The organism is Peribacillus alkalitolerans (genome assembly GCF_010882125.1).
Taxonomy (GTDB): Bacteria; Bacillota; Bacilli; order Bacillales; family DSM-1321; genus Bacillus_BN; species Bacillus_BN alkalitolerans.
Genome location: NZ_JAAGVZ010000001.1, coordinates 311,527 through 334,494 on the forward strand (window position 1 = coordinate 311,527; position 22,968 = coordinate 334,494).

The following is a 22,968-nucleotide window of genomic DNA, read 5'->3' on the forward strand; positions in this document are numbered from 1 at the left end:
CCGAAGTCGGGAATATATGCTGTGAAGTTGGGAATAAAATCTTGGATGTCGGGATTATCCGTAGCAAAGTCGGGAATATACATTCAAATTTAGGTAGGATCAACAGGAGGCGAAATGATGACTAACAAAGAATCCATCCTAAAACTAATAGATTCGGAATTACAGAAATTGATTTCAATTTCTGATATAAAAATAGCAGCATTAATGAAAGAAAATCAAAATTTGAAACTTGAAATGACTAGAATGAATGATCAAAATCAGAGCTTGAAACTTGAAATGACTAGATTGAAAGCTGAAAACAAAATCCTGAATGACAAACTTTCACGTGTCCCAGCGCCAGACAACTATAAACAAAAATATGAAACCTTACTAAAGTACATCCATCAGTTAAGTAATGGTATTTCTCATGAATTGATTGAGGAATGGTGCTTATCCTCTTCCATCGAGGATGCTTTCATGCTGTTGCAGACCTGTGAAAAACTAGTGGATGAAAATAATCTTGATCTTGCACAATATATCCTTGAGCTACTGAGTCATAACCCTCGCGCGTTATTGCAAGAAAATGAAGAGATACGTTACCTATTCCAAAGGATATTGTCTAAAATTCTAATCGAGCAGGATAATCCAAATGAGACATTTGACGAAATTTACTGGAGCTGCATGGAATTGATAATGACATTAAACCAAAGCAGCCTTAAGGATACTGTCTCTGATTTTATGATAAATAGATATTATCAATTACTCGAAAATGTCCTGTATCTGAATAATCCTGATATTCTGGTTAAGTTCATGAGAGCAAGTCGATTATATGATTTAAGATTAGAGCTGAACGATGCCTTTTATCAGATACTGGATGTAGAGTGGGAGTTCATCGACAGTTCGCTAGAAAAGGATCATTTCACATTTTTATTATGGTACTCCTATCTATTCGATTTTGATGATAGGTTGCTAGAAGTAGCGAAGGATTCCCTTCAATGGTTCAGTGAATCGAATAACGATTTGTCACTATATTTCTATCTTTATGACAGCATCAACAAGAGGATTAATCCAACCAAGGATACCTACAATTTTGTGACGCAAAAATTTAATGCTAGCTCTGTCCTAACTACAGAGGAAAAAGAAGAAGTTCTCTTAAAAGTGGACTCCGTCTTGAAGCCCTTATTAGTGAAAAAGGATTCCGTAGCACCTTACGTTGAGAAACTACATCTCATCAAAAAAGAGCAGGTCAATTACTTTATTAAACAGCATAACTTAACGAAGCAACGGGTTTCCATCCCATTATTTAAAGGGAAAAACGAGAACAAAGTCATAAAGTTCATCGAGACGGATTTACTGTATACGCCCAAACAGAAAAAAGGATTTTTGACAAAAGAAGAATTAGACCAACTTCTCAAATCCCATCATCCATTAGTTCCAAAACCTAAGGATTACACAGGGTTTGTCATCAACAACAATGTAATCTCTAGTTTCAAATGGCCTGAAACCGAAGTCAATGAAGCCTCAACTAAACAAGAGTTGGAAGAAAAAACATTAAGTGAGAACAGTGCGTTGAAGCTTATGGGCTATCAAATAACTGGTGTTAACAGGGTCAGACGATGGGAAATCCTCGAAAAAGCAGTTCCGGTTTTAGGATTAAAGAAAGTCGCAAATATTATCGCCTATAACGTAAAACTGCGTAAGGGACAAAAGAATGGCAGAGATAAATACCATAATGCCATCACGGAATGGGAATACGATTTGGCAAAACTAAAAAAACAGTATTACAAACAGGAATTCAATTGGCCGATAACATAAAGAATAGCGATTTTTCGACAAGTTGGGAAAATAGTGGCTGAAGTTGGGAATATATTAGTCAAAGTTGGGAATAAAATCGCGAAGTCGGGAAAATATCAGCCGAACTCGGGAATATACCGTGAAATACCGGATTCCTCGGAATCTAATCACTTATTCAACCCGACTCCCTCTCCTACAAAACCAAAAAAGCTGACTCAGACGCAAGCGTCCAAGTCAGCTTTCTCTAATTTTTAAGTAAAATCTGGCCAATTTTTTTGATATTCATCCCCTGCAACCGGTTCCATGGTGCGATATTTAAATGGGATTAAATCCCCTTCTGATTTATCCATGACTTCCTTTGCAATTTCAAATGGAATCAAATTGAATTGATCTTCGTCTTCTGCTAGGAGGTAAATTCCTGAAACCAGGCCTTTTTGTGTAAGGTCCAATGTTAAAAAAGCAGGATAAAAACTCCCATCCTTCGCTTCGAGAATACCTTTAACAGTTACGTTGTCAGTGGATTCCTCCACTTCCTCGTCACTGATTTTTTCCAAGGCCTTAATCGCCCAGCCTTGCTTTTTATATCCTCCAATGAATTTTGGTGGGTTTTGTTGTAAATTTTCAATGATTTCTTTTAAATCCGCTTGATTACCCATTTTCTTACAGACTCCCTCCAACTCTTTATAGCCGGTAATAACTATATCTTATATTGTTGCATAATTGCAAATATTTAAGTATCTCTAATCAAATACGTTACCATAACTACTATTTGTTCTGCAAATCCGATAAATGGTAGTCCTGTAAACAATTATATCACAAAACCTAAAATACAGTTATTCCCAATATAATGCAACGAAAACGCAGAAAAAAGCAACCCACATTTGTGGGTCGCTTTCCCTCATCACAAAGATTTTTCAACTACTAATGTATATGGTTTGATCGTTGCATTTCCTAAGGCATCTTTTACTTTAATATAATACTTCCCTTTTTTCAACTCGATAGGTAAAGTTTCGGTTTGAGACCTAGGATAGTAGTCTCCTCTATTTACCTGTTTTCCATTTTGGTAAAGGGTAATCACACCATCCAATTCATGCCCACCTTGGAGATGGATGAAGCCCTTGAGGGATTGCTTCAGATCCAATACATACCAATCTTCATCTCCGTAGGCAATTCCCGTATTCAAGTAGCCAGTTGCTTTAAAGGTGTTGTTATTCACTTTTTTCAGAGCAATTGGCTTCGACGGTGTGTAATTCTTAATTACGTTTCCTTTATCCTCATCCTTGGATGGAGTTGGAGCCACTGTCATTTTATATGGACGTAAGGACAGTGGTACAGGTCCATCCACCATACCCATGACGGATACGATATAATTTTTCCCTTTTTCCACTTTAAAGGAACCGTAATTACTGTAGTAAGATCCATTTTCCAGACCTTTAACGATAATATTTGTTCTTTGACTGTCCGCTTCATCCAGCTTTCTGTTTTTATTCACATCTTCTGAAATCGCGACAATCGCATTGATTGGATTGAGCAGGTCCTTCGGATACTTTGAAGTCCATTCACTCTTCACATCTCCACTTTCGAGTAAAAGTGTATGAACGGCAGTTGATTTACCTTCTAAATAGAAGTTATCGATATCATTTGGCATCGCGAAATTTCCTTCAATCGTAGTAGCAGGTAAATTTTTAATCGACTCTAAATTATCATTAGGCTCGTAGCGATCGCCCGGATTCACTAGTAGAGTGGATGCTTGCAGTTTGTATTCATCCATCGATAATCCTTTGCTTGGATTCGCCATATAATGAATGAAATATGTTTTGCCTTTAGTTAAGCCTGTATAAATTTTGTCCTTAAATTCTTCGTAATACCAGTTATATGAAACATTGTGACCAATTGTCGATAAATAGTGGACCGTTTTTCCGTCTTCATCCTTTGTTTCTTCTACTGACAATATCTCTACAAACGGATTGACCTCAGACCCGTTTGCCACATTGAATTGGTAAAGTGCAGTCTGGGTAGCATCCAGCCTATACCAATCTTCATCCGACTGGGATTGGATATAACCGGTTTTTGTATCGCCAATCTTAAACGGTATAGCTGTATTTAAAATAAAGTTATAAAACTCCTCTGGATTTTCGTACATGTTAGGAAGCGTTTCCGCTTTATCGTCTAGACTTTCAAACACCTTTTGCTCTAATGCACTTTTTTCTTCCATAGGTGTTTCTTCAGCAGGCATGTTTGTAAAATCCTCATCCTCTGGGAACACTTTTCCTTCCACACTTACTTGATATGGCAGTAGCGATGACTGACCATCCTTATTCATTCGGGACATGTAGGAAATAAAGCTCCAATAGTCCATACCATTAAAGAAGTTATCTTTTTTGCTTGAGACCCTGACCACATATTCTGTTCCAGGATTCACTGCAAAGACCGCAGATTCTCCTTTTCCAAAACCGTTTGAATTCTGGTGATAATCTGGGCCTATCTGGTCAAAGTCAAGCACCGGTACAGGCGCTTCACTTGGCAAGCCAGCACCTTCTTTACCCTCTACAGGCATCCCTAAATTTTCTTTATTATAGATGGATATATGGGAATCAACCCCTGGGACACCTGTCACGGAAATCTTCATGACTTGTTCATCCTTTGTCTTCAAAACAAAGAAATCATCATCCCCCTTCTCCCCAGTAAAAAGAAAGTCGTTGGAACGGTATGGCAAACTCGTGACATCGATTGGAGTTTGGAATTCAGAATCATCTACTGGCGATTCCTTCAATTTTTGTAGAGATAACCCATAGAAGGATTGTTTTCTAGAGCTATCATCATAGCTTCCATTTAGATCCTTAACACCCAAAGCCATGTAGCCGCTGAAAGGAGCTTGAATAAGCTTTCCTTCCTTTGCTCCATAGGAAACATCATTGATATCGATGGATTGCTCCGCATCGTCTGAATAAAAACGAGCCATCACTTTATAATCGTAAGAGTTCGCTCCCCCCAAGGAAACCTGGATTAAATCCCCTTTATTCACCATTGTTTTATACCAGTTCTGCTGGAATGGCTTTGTCACATATACCTGTCTAGTAAATTTCTCACCTATGGTTATATCTTCGGACTTCTCAAGGATTTCCTTTTTAGTCCAGCTTCCTTTTACAATAGAAGGAACCTTTTTGACATCCATTTTCAGTGCGGCGACTGGATTCACTAAGCCATGGCCGAATTTCGTATCGTAGCCTCCTTGACCAAGATCAGTAGCAGTATGCTCCAATATGTATTCCACTTGGGCCGGCTTTAAAGATGGATTCTTCGAAAGCATCAACGATACAACTCCAGCTACGATTGGAGAAGACATCGAGGTTCCGCTTAGAGGCTGGAACGACGATTTCTTTTCATATTCGTAAATCGGAGCATAAATTTCCTCTCCTGGAGCTACTACATCCACTGACGGACCAAAAGAGGAATAGGAGCTCAACTCTTTCTTGTTATTAATTGAACCAACACTGATGACTCCCTCATAGCTAGCTGGATAGTTCGGTAAATCGCTTCCTTCGTTCCCAGCAGATGCAACGATTGTTACTCCTTTATTTATCGCTTTTTGCACTACTTCTTCCAAAAGCGTGTTAGGGACGGATGAACCTAAGCTCATGTTGATGACTTTAGCTCCATGATCGACCGCATACATAATTGCTTCAGCAATCGTATAATCCGATGTAAAAAAGCTTCTATCAAAAACATCAATTGGAAGGATTTTTACATTAGGGTTAATGCCGTATCCTCCAATCCCATTGTTTTTGTGTCCTGCTAAAATTCCAGACACATGTGTACCATGATAATCAGGAGTCCCTTGATTCATTGGATTCAAGACATTATAGCCTGGCAAAAACAACCCTTTTAACTCAGGGTGGTTTTGATCAATTCCCGTGTCAATGACCGCCACCGTTACCTTATTCTTTCCTGCCAGCTTCTGTGCATCAGCTATCTTAAGTAAGGAAAGGTGATATTGCTCCTTTGCTTTTGGGTCAGTCATTGTCGAATGTGCTTTGAAGTTTACGCTCTGATTAACTGCGGTCACCTTTTTGTTTTTCTGGTAGTTACTAATTGCTTTATGTAAGTCCGCCTTATTTTTCACTTTCACGACGGAGTATCCAAGCTGTGGCATTTCTTTAACCAAGATGGCCCCCGCATTTCTATGTTCCACAGTGGAGAGAGATTGTTTGTATTTAATGACTAGAGTGTCCTCACTATACAAGGATTGCTTGGACTGGTCCAAATCTGATGGTGCTGCCGTTAGACTCTGCAGTCTCGCTTTTGCGGATTCTATTACACTTTCTTTTGCCAATACGTTCTTACCAGGCATTAAAGGCGATAAAGCCAGCATCATGCCCATACTTGCCAATGCTAGTTTCTTATACATAACTTTCAAGGAACTTCCTCCTTCTGGAAATCTAGTAAATGTAGGTCTATCATACTTTAGAACTCAGAAATTGGGAATATTTTCTTTTCTACAAATTTCGTTAGAATTTTGTAAGATTTTAGCTTACGAGGAAAACTAATCAATTTTTATTCCATGACATACCAAAATATTAGTCGGTATTTCTTATATAATATTTAAAAGTTTCCATTATAATTAGATATATCAACATATGTTAGGAGCTGTAAATCTTGTACACTTTTAAAAAATTAGTACCATCAGTATTAGCTACTATGCTAATGGCATCAGTTAGCTTTGCACCTTTAGCAAGTGCTGAAGATCAAGTAGAAAATAATACTGAAAATCAAGCAATCAAAGAAATCGTGCAGACGAACTCTCGTGCTGCAGCTTATGAAGTTTCCGCAACAGAACAAACGACTGTAACAACTGCTGCTTATAAACAACAGTTGCCTGCAAACGTTATGCATGAGTACTTATTCACATCCAGTGGTGGATCTTTTACTGTGAAAGCTAATCATCAGGATCCAGAAGAAAATATCGAATACCTAATCTATGACTTCAATACTGAAGAAGTCATCGAACCAACAACTTCTAATTCTTTCAATCTAGTTGAAGGAGTATATATTTTATTAGTAATGAATATTGGTGACGTAACACAAGGATATGATTATTCCTTGGACGGGCCATTTAAAGATCAACCTGACACAGAATTACCAGATTTACAGGTTACTTCCCCAACTCAAGCATCCACTCGTCTTCCTTATGGATCAGCGTCTGAATTTACGGTAAATGGTACTTCGACTGGTACTAACGTAAAGCTACTTGTTAACGGCGAAGAAGTAGATTTGGTTGCACCTGGTGCTTTTTCATATAAGGTAAACCTAGAAAATGGTATCAACGATATCATGGTAAGAACGATGAAAGCTGGCGGAAATAGTGTAACCTCTCACCATGAAGTAACACTTCCTGGCGTTACGCGTATTATTGGTAGCAACCGTTATGAAGTTTCCAGCAATATCAGCGCGACATTAGATTATTGGGGTGGTAATTCCGGGACAGTCATCATCGCTCGTGGCGATATGTTCCCAGATGCACTTGCAGGTGGTCCACTTGCAGCGACTGAAGGCGCTCCAATTCTATTGACTGGAACTAAATCCTTACCAGTAGCTGTACAAGAAGAAATCCAAGCACTAGGTGCAGAACGTGCTATCATCTTGGGTGGTACGGGATCAGTTTCAACTGCAGTTGAAGAAGAACTTGCTGACCTAGGCGTTACAGAAATTGAACGTATTGCAGGTAAAGATCGTTTCGCAGTGGCAGCTGGAGTTGCTGAGCAGGTATCTGCAGCTTGGGAATCTGACACAGCGATTATCGCTAGCGGAATGGTTTTCCCTGACGCATTATCAGCATCAGGTATTGCAGGTGTGGCTGGCATGCCAATCCTTCCAGTAAAATCTGACAGTGTTCCAGATGCAATCCAGAACTTCATTGCGGACCACCCAGAAATCGAGAACTTCATCGTGGTTGGTGGACCTGCTACTGTTAAAGCTTCTGTACTAGCCAAAATTGACGAAATTACTGATGGTAATGCTTATATCGAACGCATCAGCGGTAAAGACCGCTACGAAGTGGCAATCAACGTAGCAAAGTTTGGTCTTGAGTACTTCGATTTAGATTTAAGCACAGTAACAGTTGCTAGAGGAGACTTATTCCCGGATGCACTTTCTGGAGCTCCATTGGCTAATTACTTCAATGCACCAATCCTATTAACTTCAACAAGCAAGTTAGAGGATAAAGTGAACACATTCTTAACGAGCCAAAAAGGAAAAATGGATCACATCTACATCCTTGGCGGTACTGGTTCTGTTTCTATCAATACTGAGAACCAATTGAAGGGTCTTCTACAATAATAAATACAAAAAGAAGGATAGATAAAGCGGGTGCTTTATCTATCCTTTTTTTACTTTAAATGACCTTGACTAAGTGAAAGAAGTACTCTATTTTTTAGACACTTCCCTACTTCATTATTTGATACATTATTATAGAAAACCGATCTAGTAAATTTATCATCGTGGGGGATTTTATGAAGAAGGTAGCCATTAAGGTTTTATCAGCAATCGTCGGAATTGTCACATATTTTCCGCAATCTCCTTCAGCGCTTTTGACCGAGAAGCTATAAACTCTCTCATATATTTCTCCAAAAATAATTTATCTGCCAGTACACCAATAAGACCTAATGGAGACTTATAATGGAAAGTATCCATCATGACAGTCCCACCTGATTCCTCTATAAACTCATGAGTATGAGTAAATGAATGGAAGGCTCCCTTCACCATATTATCTACAAACTTATGGGGTTTTTCCATTAAAGTCACTTTGGCTGACAGCCTTTGTCTAATTCCAAAGTGAATCGCTTCCCAAGTAACAGTGTCTCCCTCTTCCAAAAGTCCTTCTATCACTCCATCAACAGCTCTTTCATTTGTGTTTGAGGTAGTTTGAGTGTGAATATTTACATTTCTCGCTAGATCGAAACATAGTTCTATTGGGGCTTTAATAAACTGTCGATGTTCAATAACAGGCATTTATTTTCTCCTCTTATAAGCACTTTCTTTCACTATAATTATAATTCGTTTATGTCTATATTAACTACCCCAAGCTTCCTGACTCGCTGATAACGATAAAAATTCGAGAATATACAATAAGATTTTTTCTCAAACAACATGGCACACTGGACTTTGCGCATGGTTTTATCAAACCTTATTACTATAAAATTTACATTTCTTGTCGATAAAGATAATAGACTTAACTACATTAGGAGGATACATACATGAAGAAATGGTTTGTGGCTATAGCTTTATTGGCCATGGTCCTGTCCGGATGGCTGTCGATTGAAGAGAGCGACCCTGCCGCTGAAACGACGGACCAAGTGAATGTGAAGGACTTTGGAGCTAAAGGCGATGGAGTCTCAGATGATACAAGGGCTATTCAAAATGCCCTGAACCAGTCCAAGGGAAAAACGGTATTTTTTCCGGAAGGGCGATATTCCGTACAGTACTTACAGGTGGACAATGTCAACCTAGAAGGCTCACAGGCAACCCTGCAGGCACATAGTGAAGAAAGAACGTTCGTTCAAATTATAGGGGATAATGTTTCGATTTCTAATTTGACCTTAGATGGGAAAGAAAAGGTTTTAAACGGGATTTACATCAGTAAAGGCTCTCAAGATATTAAGATTGAGAAAACGGTGATACAAAACTTCTCAACTAGCAATCCAAGCCTTGACCAGCATCCGATTCCTGCTGGGATCCGAATCGAGGGTGAAACGGCTAATATCCTGATCGACCAGACTACAATCCGTAACATCCGTTCCAAGGTGAAGGTAAAGTCCTCTGGTGATCACTATGTGGCAAGAGGGGTATTCTTGATTCCAAATACGATTCAAAATCCTGAAAAAGCTCCGCAAAATATCACGGTGCAAAACTCAACTATCGATGGAATCGGTCCAAAGGATGATGGGGATGGAATCAATGTGCAGAACTTCAAGCAAAAGGTGACGTTGACCATCAAGAACAATATGTTCCAGAACAACCACAAGCGAGCAATCAAGATTCAGGATCCAGGTGCGATCATCACTGGGAACACCATCATTAATTCATTCAATAATAACAATCGCTATGATACCTATCCAGGTGTAGTCGATAATCATGATATGTTTTCAGCCATTTCCGTATATGCGGATGACGTGAGGATTGAAGGCAACAAAATCGGTGGAGTGGGCTCTTACTCAGCGGCTATCGATATTGATAGTGGTCAAAACATTTCGATCAAAAATAACACCATTGAAAATGGAGCATCATCCAGATACCAGCAGCACCCGCTTATCAGGATCAACAATGTCATCAACCGTTCCAAAGCGATTTCTGGATTAACCATCACTGGGAACACAATGAAAAATGGTGCCAATGGCGTCTATTTTGCAGTTCCAGTCCGAGATATAACGGTACAGAACAATACACTTACTAACATCAAATAAAGGAGTCCATCATGACCAAGAAATTATGGATTTACCTAGTTCTTTCTATATTACTGACGTTTTCTGTCAGTTCCATACATCCAAGCCCTGCGGTTTCAGCTGCTTCCATAAATGTGAAGAGCTTTGGAGCAAAAGGCGATGGAAAAACCGATGACACAAAAGCCATCCAACGGGCGATCACGAGCGCAAAAGGGAAGCTAGTTGTAATTCCCAAAGGAACCTATCGCATTTCTTATTTAGCCATTCCAAGCAACACAAAGATAGCGGGTACAAGCGCAATCCTAAAGGCTAACAAACCCTACTCCTATATGCTAAAAATTACCGGAAGCAATGTTTCCGTCAGTGGAGTAACAATTGATGGTAACAATTTAAGCATCCAAGGTATCAACATTGGGGCGAACTTATCCGGAATCACCATCCAGAAATCTACGGTCCAGAACATCACACAGGTTACAGCGTTCAAAGGCCAAATTCCGGTTGGTGTCAGAATTGATGGCAATACCTCTAATGTGGTATTGGATCAGATTAACATCAAGAACATTACTGGGGTTTTCAATATCGGATCAACGAAAGAAGCGATTGGTGTCCTCGCCGCGCCATCAAAGGCTGGTCAACCTGCAGGAAAGAGCACTATCATAAAAAATTCAACCTTTGAAAATATTGGTCCAAGAGATAATAGTCATGCCATTATGGTCAAGGGATATACTCAAAAGACAAACATCAAAATCGAAAACAATACATTTAGCAAAATTAGGGATAAAGCCATTAAAATCATGAGCCCTGGCGTCAGTATTATAGGAAACAAGATTACCAATTCCTTTAATAAAAACAATCCAAGTGTGATTGCGGCCAACAAGCCATTTGATATGACTTCCGCCATTCAGGTAAGTGCGGATTACGTGATCATCGACAAGAACACCATTGGTGGAGTAGGAAGCTATTTTGCTGCTATCGAATTGATTGGAACGAACAATATCACCATCACGAACAACAACATTTCCAATGGAGCCAACTTCTCGAGCTCAGACTTGATACGGATCAATGCCGCTACTTCCGGGCCGACAGCAAAAGCTACATTAAGGAACATTACGATTACCAACAATTCTCTGAAAAATGGACTAAATGGAGTCTTATTAAATGCAGGTGTTGAGGGCTTTGTTTCGAGTAAGAATATCTACGTGAACTGCAGATAAATGAAATCCCGCTAGAATCAATCTAGCGGGATTTCATATTTCTTATCTCATTAAATAAGCGACGCCATTCATTCCATCATAGCTATAGTACACCTTGATGACAGTATTATAGGTGAAATTGGATACGGTAGCTTTCGGATAGAAATAGAATGTTTCTGTTTTTTGTCCAATGGTAATAAAGTTTTTCGCAGTATGGGTAAAGATGACCTTCCCATCGTTGACGAATTGAATTTTTTGGACGACTAAATTTTTATACCCGTTATTAGATACCTTTAAATATGCTGAGTTATCATAAATATCGTAATCCGAATTCATCGTAAACTTTGGAGCCTCTTTAATGGAATAAGATATGGTCTTAGTTTTAATAGTTGCTGATCCTTTTTGTCTGATGTCTACGGCAATTTTGTAATTCCCAGTTAAATAAGGATACAAGAAGAATGAAGATACACTGGAAAAATCTCTTGCCACATACCAGCTGTATCCATTATAAACCCTGTACCGATACTCCAGGTGAGCCCCTTTTGCTTTCGTATTAAAAATGATTTCTGTTCCTGAAAATTGAGGTGACTTGATGTCTGGACTTACGGATGTAATCGAAATCGGTGATGGTTTAAAGATGCTATAATTTGAACTGGTTTTAGTGGCTACTTTCCCAGAAGTCTTACTTTTTACATCTACCTTCATTTGGTAGGTTCCAGCCGTTTTTGGTTTCCAAGAAACGGTACTTTTAGTAGAGTATTTCTGAATAACAGTCCATTTTTTATTAAATAGCACACTGAATTGATACTGCAAATCTGGCCCTGTAGCTTTTGCAGTCCATACAATCGTTGAATTCATGACCATCGGTGAAGAATAGTTGGCTCCTAAGGAGGAAATTTTAACTGCTCCGTCTATGACTTCATAGGAGATTTCCTTTGAAACGACTGCTGAATATTGGTCTGTACTTCTTGCATAGACCGTAATTTTGTATTTACCCGCTTTAGTTGGCTTCCAATCGAAGGTGCTAGATGAACCGAAATCCCTCGCCATTACACCATTAATATAAAAGCTATATTCTAGCCCTTGGTTCTTACTGTTTCCCTTGATTTGAATGGTCTTCCCCAGTAATTGTGGTGACTTTACATTGGTGGTAATGGAGTCCAGAGAAAAATCAGCTTCGAACTCAGCTCCCGTCACTAATAAATAGGCTTGCTCTTCTAAATAACTATAATCAAACACTCTTACTGATAAATAGTACCGGCCCTGCTCTAAGACTGTTTCTAGTTCCTGCACATAGGTGAGTACACCGTCTTCATTATCAAAACTATTTACTTCACTTTGCCAAATTGCTTCCCCATTTTGATCATAAATCGTTACTATGTAATCACTAGCATAGCGTTCATTGTCATAATCATCATTTCCAAGCATTACACCCGCATAAAATTTTCCTGTCTTCGGCATGTCAAATTCATAAAAATCAGCATCCTCAAAGTCAGTCAATACCCCGTCCGTATCAGATATCGTCTCAATTTCCTGGGCACTTTCAATATCATTGTTCGGCTCGGATTCTGAGATTGTTTCGGCAAATACATTACCATTCCATGAAGTTATTGCTGTGAGTAAAAAAATCAAAGTCACCATGGTTTTCCATATAAATTTCATTCTCATTTAAGGTATCCTCTCCAGAATTTTAATAAGTCATTTTACCTATATATTACCACATATTAACATTATGTAAGATTATAAAAAATATGCTTTACTATCAATCTTGAAGAACTTTTATCCTAACAATGGTATATCTCCCTAACTACCAATCTGGTAAAATAGTAATAAAAATTCTGAAAATGAGGGGTACCATGAGACATATCCGTTTCCAATTAGCCATCCTTCTGTCCTTTATTTTGTTCCTGCTACCGTCAACCAGTTTTGCGGCCGAGCCAATTAACGAGGTTCGAGAATTAATCAAAGAGTATTACTACAAAGAAGTACCATCATCCGTTTTAAATGAGAAAACCATTAAAGATATCACAGACCAGCTTGATCCATACACCGTCTATATGACGAAAGAAGAATATGGGAGGTTTGTTTCATCCATTGAGGGAGAATTAGTTGGAATTGGTGTCACTTTAGAAGAACATGAAAAAGGAATACAAATCATGTCTGTCCTTACTGGGGGATCAGCGGAAGAAAACGGACTTTCAGCTGGAGATATTATTACATCAGCTGCAGGTCAATCCTTAGTGGGAGAATCAATCCAAACGGCTATCTCATTAATCACTGGGGATAAAGGAACAACGGTAACCCTACAAATATTACGCCCATCAAATGGCTCAACCTTTGAAAAGACCTTAACGAGAAAAATCATCAGTCTTCCAAATGTAGAGAAACGACTGCTTGGTGGGAATATAGGATATGTAAAACTCAACAGCTACTCTTTAGATGCTGCAGAAGAAGTGAAGGCAGCCATTTCCTCAATGCCAGGAGTAAAGGGATGGATTTTTGACCTTCGGGACAATCCAGGAGGATATGTAAGTGCAGCCCAGGATGTGATCGGCCTTTTCCCTCAAGCAACAAAGGCCTTCACTCTTTCTTATAAAGGAAATGAATCGTATACCTATGAACCTACGAGTCAAGCTATCCAATGGAATGCACCCGTTTCACTACTAATCAACGAATCTAGTGCAAGTGCATCGGAAATGACGGCGGTTTCAGTCAAGGACCAAAAAGCTGCTAGAATCTATGGGCGGTCTTCCTATGGAAAAGGAGTCATGCAGAGCATTTTCAACCTATCAGATGGAAGTGTGTTCAAGATGACAACTGCAGAATTCTTTGGCCCTGGAGGCACAGCTGTCCAAAGCAAGGGTGTGCACCCTGATGTTTCAACTGCCTCTGGCAAGGAGTTAGAGATAAGCCATCGCAATATGCTTCGTACTGGTTTATTGGGTTATACAAAAATGAATCCACTTAAATTCAAACCAAATAAGTCATTCACAATTAGATTGAATTCAAACATAGATTGGAAATCCATTAAAAAAGAGGATGTTTCTTTAATTGAGCTAGGTGGATTAGAAAAGGAAATTAAGTTTAAGTCCATTTCTAAAAAAGCGCTTCAAATTACTCCTAAACAGCCTTTAGAGGCAGGTAAAAGCTATATGTTAATGATTGATCCAAAAATGGATGATACCAACAAGAAATTATTAAGACAAGGAGCAGTAATGGAGTTGTCGGTAGAATAGTTTCAATAATGCAAAAAAATAACCCCTCTAGGAAGGAAAATTCCTAGAGGGGTTTATGTTTTACTAGTATTTTACCATTTAGAATCGTCTACTTTAATAGTATAGGTGTTTGCTGATGTACCTACAGTAATTGTTTTTTCAGTCATACCATCAATGAGTGCCAGAGCTAATCCTAGATTGCTATGAATTAAAACAAACAAAGCGTTAATCTCTTCTTTAAGTTCTTTTACCCCAAACTTACCAAATATAAAATTATACTGCTTTTGAGAGTGCTGAAATAATTCCCCTATTTGTTAATTCAGCTTGTGTTTGTTCATCAGCAGGCTTGTATCCTTTATCAAGTAATTCCTTAATAAAAATCTTATTATAAACAAAAGAAAAAATAATTCCTGGTATCCATGCTCCAAACCCTAAAGTTATTCCACCTACTACTGCAGCCATGATGAACATTATAGCCGCCCATTTTAAATCTCCTCTAAAAAGCGCAGGAAAAAAACCGAAGAAAAAAGTGGTCCAACTGAAGCCGACTTTTACTTCCTTAACAACACCTGCAGCATTTTTTAATCTTACGTTCATTTCGTAAACCCTCCTTATATCCTAATAAATTACTAGTAAAATTATACTATATACGTGTCTTATAAAGTAGAGATTTATCAATAAATGTCAAAAAATGTGAAAATAAATTTACTTAGTCTGCCTTTTCCATATAAACAAACCTTACGATTTTTACATAAGTGGTGCTGACACCGATAATGACACTAACTTCCAAAACAAGAGATTAGGTCAGTAGCCACCTACTCTCCTTCTATTTCATATCTAAAAATACTTGTCCTTTCCAAATAAACAAAACATAACTTCTGTCCACGGATGGTGCCCTACGCTGATATCCATTATTTTTACATCATGGATTACATGGTTATGGTTTTCATATGAATAACTTCTTTATTCCCCTAATAGCACTTACAATATATTTCAAAATTTGTATAATTATGTTATCATTACGTTTCAAAATCATCCATTTGTATCAAGTCTATTTATCTATAAAATTTCAATTATATGTAAAAAATGATACATTTTGAATTTGTTGAATTTATTGATTTCTTCAAATGATGGTTAAGGATGATTTGACAATTAAAAAAGGAGGAATTATTTTTTTATGCAATTTTGTAAAGAATGCGGAACATCCATGAACGAAGGAGCAACTTTTTGTAAGGAATGTGGTACGTCTGTAACTAATCAGTCCGCACGTGCAGCCTCTCCCCCAACACCCCCCGCTAAGCCGATGAATCCAAAAACAAAGAAATTGGTTTTAGCTGGAGTTATTTTCTTAGGTGTTTTAATTGGGGGTTATAAAATAGGAGAAAACCTTACAAGTAAAGATCGAATTATTGAGAAGGTAGAAACCGTTTTAATTGAAAAAGATAAGGATAAGTTAGCAGATTTGTTAGTTTCTACTGATAAAAAATTGAAAGTAGATAAAGATTCCTTAGAGGGTTTAATGAAATATTTGAATGAAAATCCTGATAAGGTACAAGAAATTGTTGAGACATTAAAGGAACAATCAAAATACTACGATAAAATAAAAAACAATTCAAAAAGTAGCCAACAATACATAGAAGACACGATGTCATCCGGGCTGTTCAATTTACATAGAAATGGTAAAACCCTATTCTATGATAAATATGAAATTACCATTAAGCCAACCTATCTATCTCTATCTACTAACTATCAAAATACTATCTTGATGGTGAATGGAAAAGAAGTAGCGAAAGCTAACCAACCTGATTATTCAAAGACAGTGGGACCTTTTCTACCTGGCTATTATACAGTGGAAGCGAAGCTAAAAAATGATTTCGTTACTCTAAAAAACAAGGAAGAGATTTTGGTCGGAGAAGAAGATAAACAAGAGGTTAACTTATATTTGGACGGGGAAGAAGTAACCATCTATTCTGATATTGAAGATGATAGCATTAGCGGAAAAGTTCTACTAAATGGTAAAGAGCTAAAAATCAATCCATTTGCCCTGGAACCTTTTGGCCCTGTTGTTACGGATGGATCTTTAAGCATGCAAGTAATTGCCAATTTACCATGGGGAGAAATGAAATCAGGTGAATTCGTTATTGATGATGAATCAATAGAATTTGATCTTGCAGGTGATGAAACTTTTCAACAAACAATTATGGATACACTAGTAACTAACGCTAGGGAATGGATAGTAGCTTATACGTCTGGCGATGCGACCAAAATGACAACAAATTCATTAGAAAATACACAAAGATTAGCAGAATCTATTTCATCTGCAAAAGAAGATGGTACTTATTTTAAAGGTACTTATAATGGGACATCCTTTGATCTCGATTCTTTAAGCCTATATAAAGAAGATGATCAATGGAGAGCAAGTATTGACGTAACAGAGTTCTACAATTCAGATTTTTATTATGCAGAAGAAACACCAGAGTTAACCGAATCTACACAGGACTGGACATACTATCTAGTTTATGATGAGGAAAAGAAAAATTGGTTTGTAGATGATAATGAAGAACATTGGGGTCTTGATGAGGAAAACCTTGTTGAGCATGTTGAAGAAAGTCCTAAACAATATACATCTGTTTGGGCTAACTAAAAGTATATATTAATAGGATACTAGAAAGGTTGATGACTTTGATCTGTCCAAATTGTAATCATGAAAATCAAAGCGGTAAATTCTGTGAAAGATGTGGGAATAATTTAGCCAATGGTGCCTCAAGTCAGGTTGCAGCAACCTCTGAGTCTACAAGGATTCCAGCTTCCAATCAGTATTTAGAAACTACAAAAGCGATTTCAAAACAATATTTTAGTTATTTTGTACAAGTATTAAAAAAGCCCTACTCTAGTAGTAAATCAGTTGGAAGCGAGCATTTTGTTAATGGCATTATAACCATGTGCCTATACGCTCTAATCATTCCGTTAATGTTCTATTTCGCTTTAAAAGGAATCTTAGCTGATATGAGTAGTTTTGGCTCTAGTTTATTTGGTGAAGATGTCGATGTAAAACCTCCATTCGGTGATATTGTCGTTAAGCCATTCTTTGCTTATTTAATTTTCATTCTTTTAGTCACAACGTTTTCATTTGTAGCAGTTAAACTTGGTCGTATTCAAACAAATTTCAAAGAAGTTACAGCCCGATTCGGATCTTTCTTAATTCCGTTCGTATTAATATTATTGATTGCACTAATTATGTGTTTCTTAAAGATTAAATTATTTTTAGCGTTTTTATTATTTGGTTTCATTGGTTCTGTTTTTATTGTTCCACCTTTAGTGATAGCTAGCTTTAAACAAAAATCCTATGAAGGTCTTGATACTATTTACGGAGCTTTACTGACTTATATCCTTACGTTTATTGCAATCGGAATCATGGGTGATATGTTATTTGAATCCATCAAATCAGGCCTTGCAGAGTTCATTCCTTTTGGGGATTTATAATAATAAAGGAAAATAACCTTTTAATAGTAGATACTATTCACAAAGAGACTGTAAATATATTACAATCTATTAAATTGACGACAAAAGGCATTGAATTAGTCAATTCGATGCCTTTTGTCATTTTCATTCACACGAGGACCCCTTTTAATCAAAAACTATCTACACCTTCACTCTTTCACTCTCTGTTATACCCATTAGGTATTCCAAAAACTCTTCCCGAAGGTCCTCTCTCCTCAAAGCAAATTCTACGGTTGCCTGAAGAAACCCTTGCTTGTCTCCTACATCGTATCTTTTTCCTTCGAAGTTGAAGGCATACATGGCTTCCTTTTTCACTAATTCCCTCAAAGCATCCGTTAGTTGAATTTCTCCCCCGTGACCGGGTTGTGTAACCTCTAATATATTAAAGATGGCAGGATTAATAATATACCTTCCAAGGATAGCTATATTTGATGGTGCATCATTGGCTGACGGTTTCTCCACCAACCCTCTAACTTTATAAATTCGATCCTCGATATGTTTTCCATCAATGATTCCATATTTATGAACATCTTGAGGTGTTATTTCCTGCACACCTAGAATAGTAGTTTTATACTCCTCATACTTTTCAATCATCTGTTTCAAACAGGGTTTTTCACCATGAACAATATCGTCACCAAGTAATACAGCAAAAGGTTCATTTCCAATAAAGCTTTTCGCGCAAAGGATAGCATGACCAAGTCCTTTTGGTTCCTTTTGACGGATATAATGAATATTTACCATCTCAGAAATTTGACGGACTTCATCTAATAAATCCTGTTTCCCTTTAGCTTCCAATACCATTTCTAATTCAACGGACTTGTCAAAATGGTCTTCGATGGACTTCTTATTCCTACCGGTAATGATCAATATTTCTTCTATACCAGAATCAACAGCTTCTTCAATCACATATTGTAGGGTTGGCTTATCTACAATCGGTAACATCTCTTTCGGTTGCGCTTTTGTAGCAGGCAAGAACCTCGTCCCTAACCCTGCAGCAGGAATAATCGCCTTTCGTACTCTCACCTTTTGCTCCCTCCTAAATATACGATCTCTAATAAGTGTCACAGTAAATTGTTACATCTCAATTCTACCATCAAGCTTTAATTAAAGAACCTACCACTCTTCGACAAAATGTAGTAAATATCGGGTGAAATTTCTTATTAAAAAGACAGAGGTCTGATTGGAGACCTCCGTCTTTTACAAAACTATGTGAATGGACAAAAAAAACCTAATCTTATACTTGTTCCAAGACTTTTATATGCTCTTCAATTTTATCTAATGTTTGATCATATGTATCAAGAACATTTTGTTTGTCTATGCGGAAGGTTTGTTTCATCTCAACTACTGGAAAATATGTCGCGATATACTCCCCTTTTGTAAAAGAAGTTATGAATTCTTTAAATAGTTCTTCTAATTGTTTAACTAATTCATTACGCGCCTTTTCTAACTTATGTTCTTTGACAAAGTCCACTATACCTGAAATGGCATCAAGCGCTATCGACAAAACAGCTCCAAATGTTTTTAAAGCTTTTGCCCATTTTACCGCGCCCCATGGCTTAAACTTGATTGGAAGTTTTGCTACGTCACGAACTTTTAGTATGGTTTGGGAGATTGCTTTTGTGGAAGCTCCTGATAATGCTTTTACAAGTTTTCCCCCTAGTTTGTTACCCATTTTTAAGAGCTGACCTTGCAATTGTTCGTGAAATTCAATGGATGCTTCAATATTTTTGATCATTTGCTTTTGACTTTCCATTAGACTTTCTGTGTGCTTTTCAATGACCATTTCGATCTTTTTATTTAAGATGTAGCCCTCTTCCCCTATTTTCGTTGATACCTTTGTTCGCAAGTCCTCAAGACTGTTTGCAGAAGAAATATAAGACAAAATATCTTCACGTATATTGATAATTTCTTCAGTGATATTATGATGCTTTTGCGTTATTTCTTTTTCAAATAGCTCAAGCTCGCCTTCAATTTCTTCCAATTGATTGTGTAAGAGCTCTCTGTTTTTCTGAACTTGATCTCTCACCTGTATAAGCTCGGCTATGGAATGGTGAATAGCATCATTAATAACACTCATTCCCGATTTATATATTAGCTCTTCCTTTGAATCGTTGATGAATTGGTCAAGTGCTTGCATCAGGTTTCCCATCCGCGAAAGTTCTTGATAGCTCTCTTCATGTTGTCGCCAATAATCTAAACCCATTTCAAATGGATCTGCCGCTACACAAATCACTTTTGGATTAACCTTTAAAGGAACAAAATTTTTTAAAGTATTAATGACTACTTCCTTTTTAATTTGGCTATGATTCTCAAAGTCTTCATCATCCTCAAGGTCAGCGACAGCATCCATTTTATTTATGACAAAAATAGTTGATTCAATCTTATTAAGATCTTCTAGCAGCCATTTTATTGTTGGATGATGACTATCTTTCAAAGGATTGACAGAATCCACGGTATAGATGACGACATTCGCCTCTGAAATATATTTTTTGGTTTTATCCGTGTGAAGCATATGCTCAGAGAATAGCCCAGGCGTGTCAACTATTGAAAAATCCTTTCCAAATTGGTGGCCATCTAGATGGTAGAATTTCACTTCATCAGTTGTAGGCTCAGGAGATATAGCAATACTACTGTGTTGCGTAATGGATTTTATGATAGTAGATTTCCCATCTGTAAATGCTCCGAACATAGCTATAACAAATGTTTCGTCGTTAATATTTTTCATAGATTGGTCTATTTTACTAATTAAATCTCCCATATCTATTTCCATTTCATCAAACTCTAGAAGCTTTTTCTTTAGATCTATCAGCTTATTTAGGACCGTTTGTTTTTCGTCTAAGAAAGTTGTAATTGTCAATTCCGCTCTCTCCTAACTCCTTTTATTGGCAAGGAATAATCTGATTGCTTGTAAAAATCGAGAAGTGTTGAGGTAGCTCGATACAAAAACTCTTCATTATTGGGTATGTACAGATATTCATTCCATACTGGCAAATTATGTACAGTAAAGAAATGGGACACCGTTGGAAACACTTCTATTTTTTGTAATCTATAAACATCAGTATTATAAGGTGTAACCCCAATAAACAAGGCTTTTTTTAACTTTAAATCATAATAAGTGAAGCCTACAGAATCATCTTCAACAAACTCGGTTAATTCTCGGCCTATTTCTACTTTACTAATCTGTAACTCACGGATTTTATCATCCATAGCAAGACTAAGTAATCTAATTTGATCAATAAACTGTCTAAATGCCCCCACCTGGGTATTCATGCTTTGTTCAAGGTATTTCATCTCTTTATTAAGGGTCTGTGTCATTTTCGATTTCATTGTTTTAACTGCCTTACTTATCTCTGTATAAGCCTCACTTTTGGCTTCCCTTTTCCGTTTAGTTGGATCACCAAAAAACCACTCCCATACCTTTTTAATGATAGCTACAACAGCGCCAACAATCGCCAATATAGGATTAAAGGCCATCATAAGAATCCCTACGACAGATAACCCTACATCCAGAATTTCCTTCATAATATAGCCAATACTTATTTCCATCTTTTTAATAATGTCTTTAATATTAAAATCGTTATTTTCCATGCCTTTATACTTAAACTCAAGATCAATCCTTTTTTGTAATTGGTTAAATACATTTGATATATCATTCTTCAAATCATCTAGTTGTTGATCCAGTAATTTTTTGATCTCTTGTTCCGTAGCCTTTTGTTGAGCAGTGAGTTTCTCCTTCATAGTAGACTCACTATACTCATTATCAATACCTTCGTATATCGTCTTTTTCAGATCATTTTCCATTTGGTCAATCTTCACATGTACACTACTCAAGATATTTCGATGAAATTTTGAAATGGAGGCGCTCGCTTTATGAACGGCCTCATTGGTTTTTAATTCCATCGATTTGATTTCACGATCAAACCCCTTTTTTCCTTTTAAAATACGTGCCATGACTGACTCGATAGTACTCAAATATTTATAGGTATTTGAAATAGCAATCTCTTTTTTACTATTAATAGCTAGCTGTGACAATAATTGCTCCAGCTCTATTAAATTACTAAATTCATAGCCTTTTTCAAAAGAACCAAACACATCAACCATCTTTTGTTGATCACGTATTAAGTCCTCCCGCTCGGGTGTACCTGTGGATAAAAAACCTAAATGTGCATTAAGGATAATGTTATCCGCGTAATGCTCACCTAAAATACTTTTAAACTTCTCTTTTGTTCTCATTTCTATTGTCTGGACGGAATCAGAGACAAGTTTTTTCTGATGGCGATATACACTTGGCTTTCCTCTAACATTAATCACTGAATACACTTTAGCTTGATCCCGTAAAAATGAATTGATTTTTTTTAACGTCTCGAATTCAGGCTCCTTATTTGTTCCAATTACATAAAACACAATATGTGCTTTTTCAATCCCCCTCTTTATTTCTGAAATAAACTTGCGTTCATCTCCTTCAATACCAGGTAAATCTAATAATTGAACACCATCAAAAGATGTCTTTGAGGTTTTTTTGGTAAAATCCTTTCGTCCATCGCCAATGAAGGTACCGTTTCCTTTTGTTAAGGCTTCAATTAGTGTACTTTTTCCAGCATTCGTTTCTCCAAAAAAGGCAATGTTAAAAGTATCCCATTCTACATTTTTCAATAAATAGTTTAAATTCATCTGGATTCGATCAATCCCAGAAGCTACCACATGGCTAATGCTTGATAGACTTTCTCTTAACTTGTCATTCTCAATATCTACATTCGACAAATCATGGAATTCCTGAAGGGAAGCTAATACTTTTTTAGAATTCGTTTGAAAGATCTCACCATAGTTAGTTTTTGTAATATTCCTCAT

15 protein-coding genes are annotated in these 22,968 nt (G+C 37.2%); 7 read left to right on the forward strand and 8 right to left on the reverse strand.

The genetic code is table 11. The annotated features are described in order from the left end of the window. The first annotated feature begins 117 nt into the window (after positions 1 to 117). Positions 118 to 1,794, forward strand: coding sequence for a hypothetical protein (locus G3O09_RS01545; protein WP_163099347.1), 1,677 nt, complete (start codon positions 118 to 120; stop codon positions 1,792 to 1,794). 230 nt (positions 1,795 to 2,024) lie between these two features. Here the strand turns inward: G3O09_RS01545 and G3O09_RS01550 are convergent, their stop codons facing one another. Together G3O09_RS01550 and G3O09_RS01555 are read right to left on the reverse strand one after the other, a co-directional pair. After that, entirely contained in the window at positions 2,025 to 2,429 is a 405-nt protein-coding gene (locus G3O09_RS01550) for a hypothetical protein (protein ID WP_163099349.1), read from the reverse strand. A gap of 245 nt (positions 2,430 to 2,674) precedes the next feature. Beyond that, positions 2,675 to 6,181 (reverse strand): S8 family peptidase, encoded by a 3,507-nt coding sequence (locus G3O09_RS01555; RefSeq protein WP_240338310.1) that lies wholly within the window; start codon positions 6,179 to 6,181, stop codon positions 2,675 to 2,677. Between the two features lie 248 nt (positions 6,182 to 6,429). On the opposite strand from G3O09_RS01555, the gene G3O09_RS01560 reads away from it, so the two are divergent. Beyond that, on the forward strand, positions 6,430 to 8,109 hold the full coding sequence (locus tag G3O09_RS01560; protein WP_163099351.1) for a cell wall-binding repeat-containing protein: 1,680 nt from the start codon (positions 6,430 to 6,432) through the stop codon (positions 8,107 to 8,109). 219 nt (positions 8,110 to 8,328) lie between these two features. Here G3O09_RS01560 and G3O09_RS01565 read toward each other — a convergent pair whose 3' ends face one another. Beyond that, positions 8,329 to 8,781, reverse strand: coding sequence for an SRPBCC family protein (locus G3O09_RS01565; protein WP_163099353.1), 453 nt, complete (start codon positions 8,779 to 8,781; stop codon positions 8,329 to 8,331). 245 nt (positions 8,782 to 9,026) lie between these two features. Between G3O09_RS01565 and G3O09_RS01570 the strand changes: the two genes are divergently transcribed. Both G3O09_RS01570 and G3O09_RS01575 read left to right on the forward strand, forming a co-directional pair. Further along, on the forward strand, positions 9,027 to 10,232 hold the full coding sequence (locus tag G3O09_RS01570) for a glycosyl hydrolase family 28-related protein (protein WP_163099355.1): 1,206 nt from the start codon (positions 9,027 to 9,029) through the stop codon (positions 10,230 to 10,232). An 11-nt stretch (positions 10,233 to 10,243) separates the two neighbouring features. Beyond that, positions 10,244 to 11,425 (forward strand): glycosyl hydrolase family 28-related protein, encoded by a 1,182-nt coding sequence (locus G3O09_RS01575; RefSeq protein ID WP_163099357.1) that lies wholly within the window; start codon positions 10,244 to 10,246, stop codon positions 11,423 to 11,425. Positions 11,426 to 11,467: 42 nt separating this feature from the next. On the opposite strand, the gene G3O09_RS01580 is transcribed toward G3O09_RS01575, so the two are convergent. Beyond that, a complete protein-coding gene (locus tag G3O09_RS01580) occupies positions 11,468 to 13,072 on the reverse strand; it encodes a triple tyrosine motif-containing protein (protein ID WP_163099359.1) in 1,605 nt (534 codons plus the stop codon). 188 nt (positions 13,073 to 13,260) lie between these two features. On the opposite strand from G3O09_RS01580, the gene G3O09_RS01585 reads away from it, so the two are divergent. Further along, positions 13,261 to 14,640, forward strand: coding sequence for a S41 family peptidase (locus tag G3O09_RS01585; protein WP_163099361.1), 1,380 nt, complete (start codon positions 13,261 to 13,263; stop codon positions 14,638 to 14,640). Positions 14,641 to 14,892: 252 nt separating this feature from the next. Here the strand turns inward: G3O09_RS01585 and G3O09_RS01590 are convergent, their stop codons facing one another. Then, a complete protein-coding gene (locus G3O09_RS01590; RefSeq protein WP_163099363.1) occupies positions 14,893 to 15,216 on the reverse strand; it encodes a DUF2628 domain-containing protein in 324 nt (107 codons plus the stop codon). Between the two features lie 580 nt (positions 15,217 to 15,796). Here G3O09_RS01590 and G3O09_RS01595 point away from each other — a divergent pair. After that, positions 15,797 to 17,263 (forward strand): zinc ribbon domain-containing protein, encoded by a 1,467-nt coding sequence (locus G3O09_RS01595; RefSeq protein ID WP_163099365.1) that lies wholly within the window; start codon positions 15,797 to 15,799, stop codon positions 17,261 to 17,263. Positions 17,264 to 17,292: 29 nt separating this feature from the next. Beyond that, positions 17,293 to 18,102, forward strand: coding sequence for a zinc ribbon domain-containing protein (locus G3O09_RS01600; RefSeq protein WP_163099366.1), 810 nt, complete (start codon positions 17,293 to 17,295; stop codon positions 18,100 to 18,102). Positions 18,103 to 18,261: 159 nt separating this feature from the next. Here G3O09_RS01600 and galU read toward each other — a convergent pair whose 3' ends face one another. From galU to G3O09_RS01615, 3 genes are all read right to left on the reverse strand, one after another. Next, positions 18,262 to 19,143 carry a UTP--glucose-1-phosphate uridylyltransferase GalU gene (galU, locus tag G3O09_RS01605; RefSeq protein ID WP_163099368.1) on the reverse strand — a complete coding sequence of 294 codons (882 nt, stop codon included), beginning with the start codon at positions 19,141 to 19,143 and terminating at the stop codon, positions 18,262 to 18,264. A 211-nt stretch (positions 19,144 to 19,354) separates the two neighbouring features. Further along, the gene (locus tag G3O09_RS01610) at positions 19,355 to 20,977 is read right to left on the reverse strand and encodes a LeoA/HP0731 family dynamin-like GTPase (protein WP_163099370.1); all 1,623 of its coding nucleotides are present in this window, start codon (positions 20,975 to 20,977) and stop codon (positions 19,355 to 19,357) included. After that, positions 20,974 to 22,968 carry a GTPase gene (locus G3O09_RS01615; protein WP_163099372.1) on the reverse strand — a complete coding sequence of 665 codons (1,995 nt, stop codon included), beginning with the start codon at positions 22,966 to 22,968 and terminating at the stop codon, positions 20,974 to 20,976. The genes G3O09_RS01610 and G3O09_RS01615 overlap by 4 nt, the downstream gene beginning before the upstream one ends.

Bases quoted from the DNA above. Each gene is read 5' to 3' on its own strand.
- G3O09_RS01545 (WP_163099347.1), top strand. From the start codon at position 118: ATGACTAACAAAGAATCCATCCTAAAACTAATAGATTCGGAATTACAG.
- G3O09_RS01550 (WP_163099349.1), bottom strand. From the start codon at position 2,429: ATGGGTAATCAAGCGGATTTAAAAGAAATCATTGAAAATTTACAACAA.
- G3O09_RS01555 (WP_240338310.1), bottom strand. From the start codon at position 6,181: ATGTATAAGAAACTAGCATTGGCAAGTATGGGCATGATGCTGGCTTTA.
- G3O09_RS01565 (WP_163099353.1), bottom strand. From the start codon at position 8,781: ATGCCTGTTATTGAACATCGACAGTTTATTAAAGCCCCAATAGAACTA.
- G3O09_RS01570 (WP_163099355.1), top strand. From the start codon at position 9,027: ATGAAGAAATGGTTTGTGGCTATAGCTTTATTGGCCATGGTCCTGTCC.
- G3O09_RS01575 (WP_163099357.1), top strand. From the start codon at position 10,244: ATGACCAAGAAATTATGGATTTACCTAGTTCTTTCTATATTACTGACG.
- G3O09_RS01580 (WP_163099359.1), bottom strand. From the start codon at position 13,072: ATGAGAATGAAATTTATATGGAAAACCATGGTGACTTTGATTTTTTTA.
- G3O09_RS01585 (WP_163099361.1), top strand. From the start codon at position 13,261: ATGAGACATATCCGTTTCCAATTAGCCATCCTTCTGTCCTTTATTTTG.
- G3O09_RS01590 (WP_163099363.1), bottom strand. From the start codon at position 15,216: ATGAACGTAAGATTAAAAAATGCTGCAGGTGTTGTTAAGGAAGTAAAA.
- G3O09_RS01595 (WP_163099365.1), top strand. From the start codon at position 15,797: ATGCAATTTTGTAAAGAATGCGGAACATCCATGAACGAAGGAGCAACT.
- G3O09_RS01615 (WP_163099372.1), bottom strand. From the start codon at position 22,968: ATGAGGAATATTACAAAAACTAACTATGGTGAGATCTTTCAAACGAAT.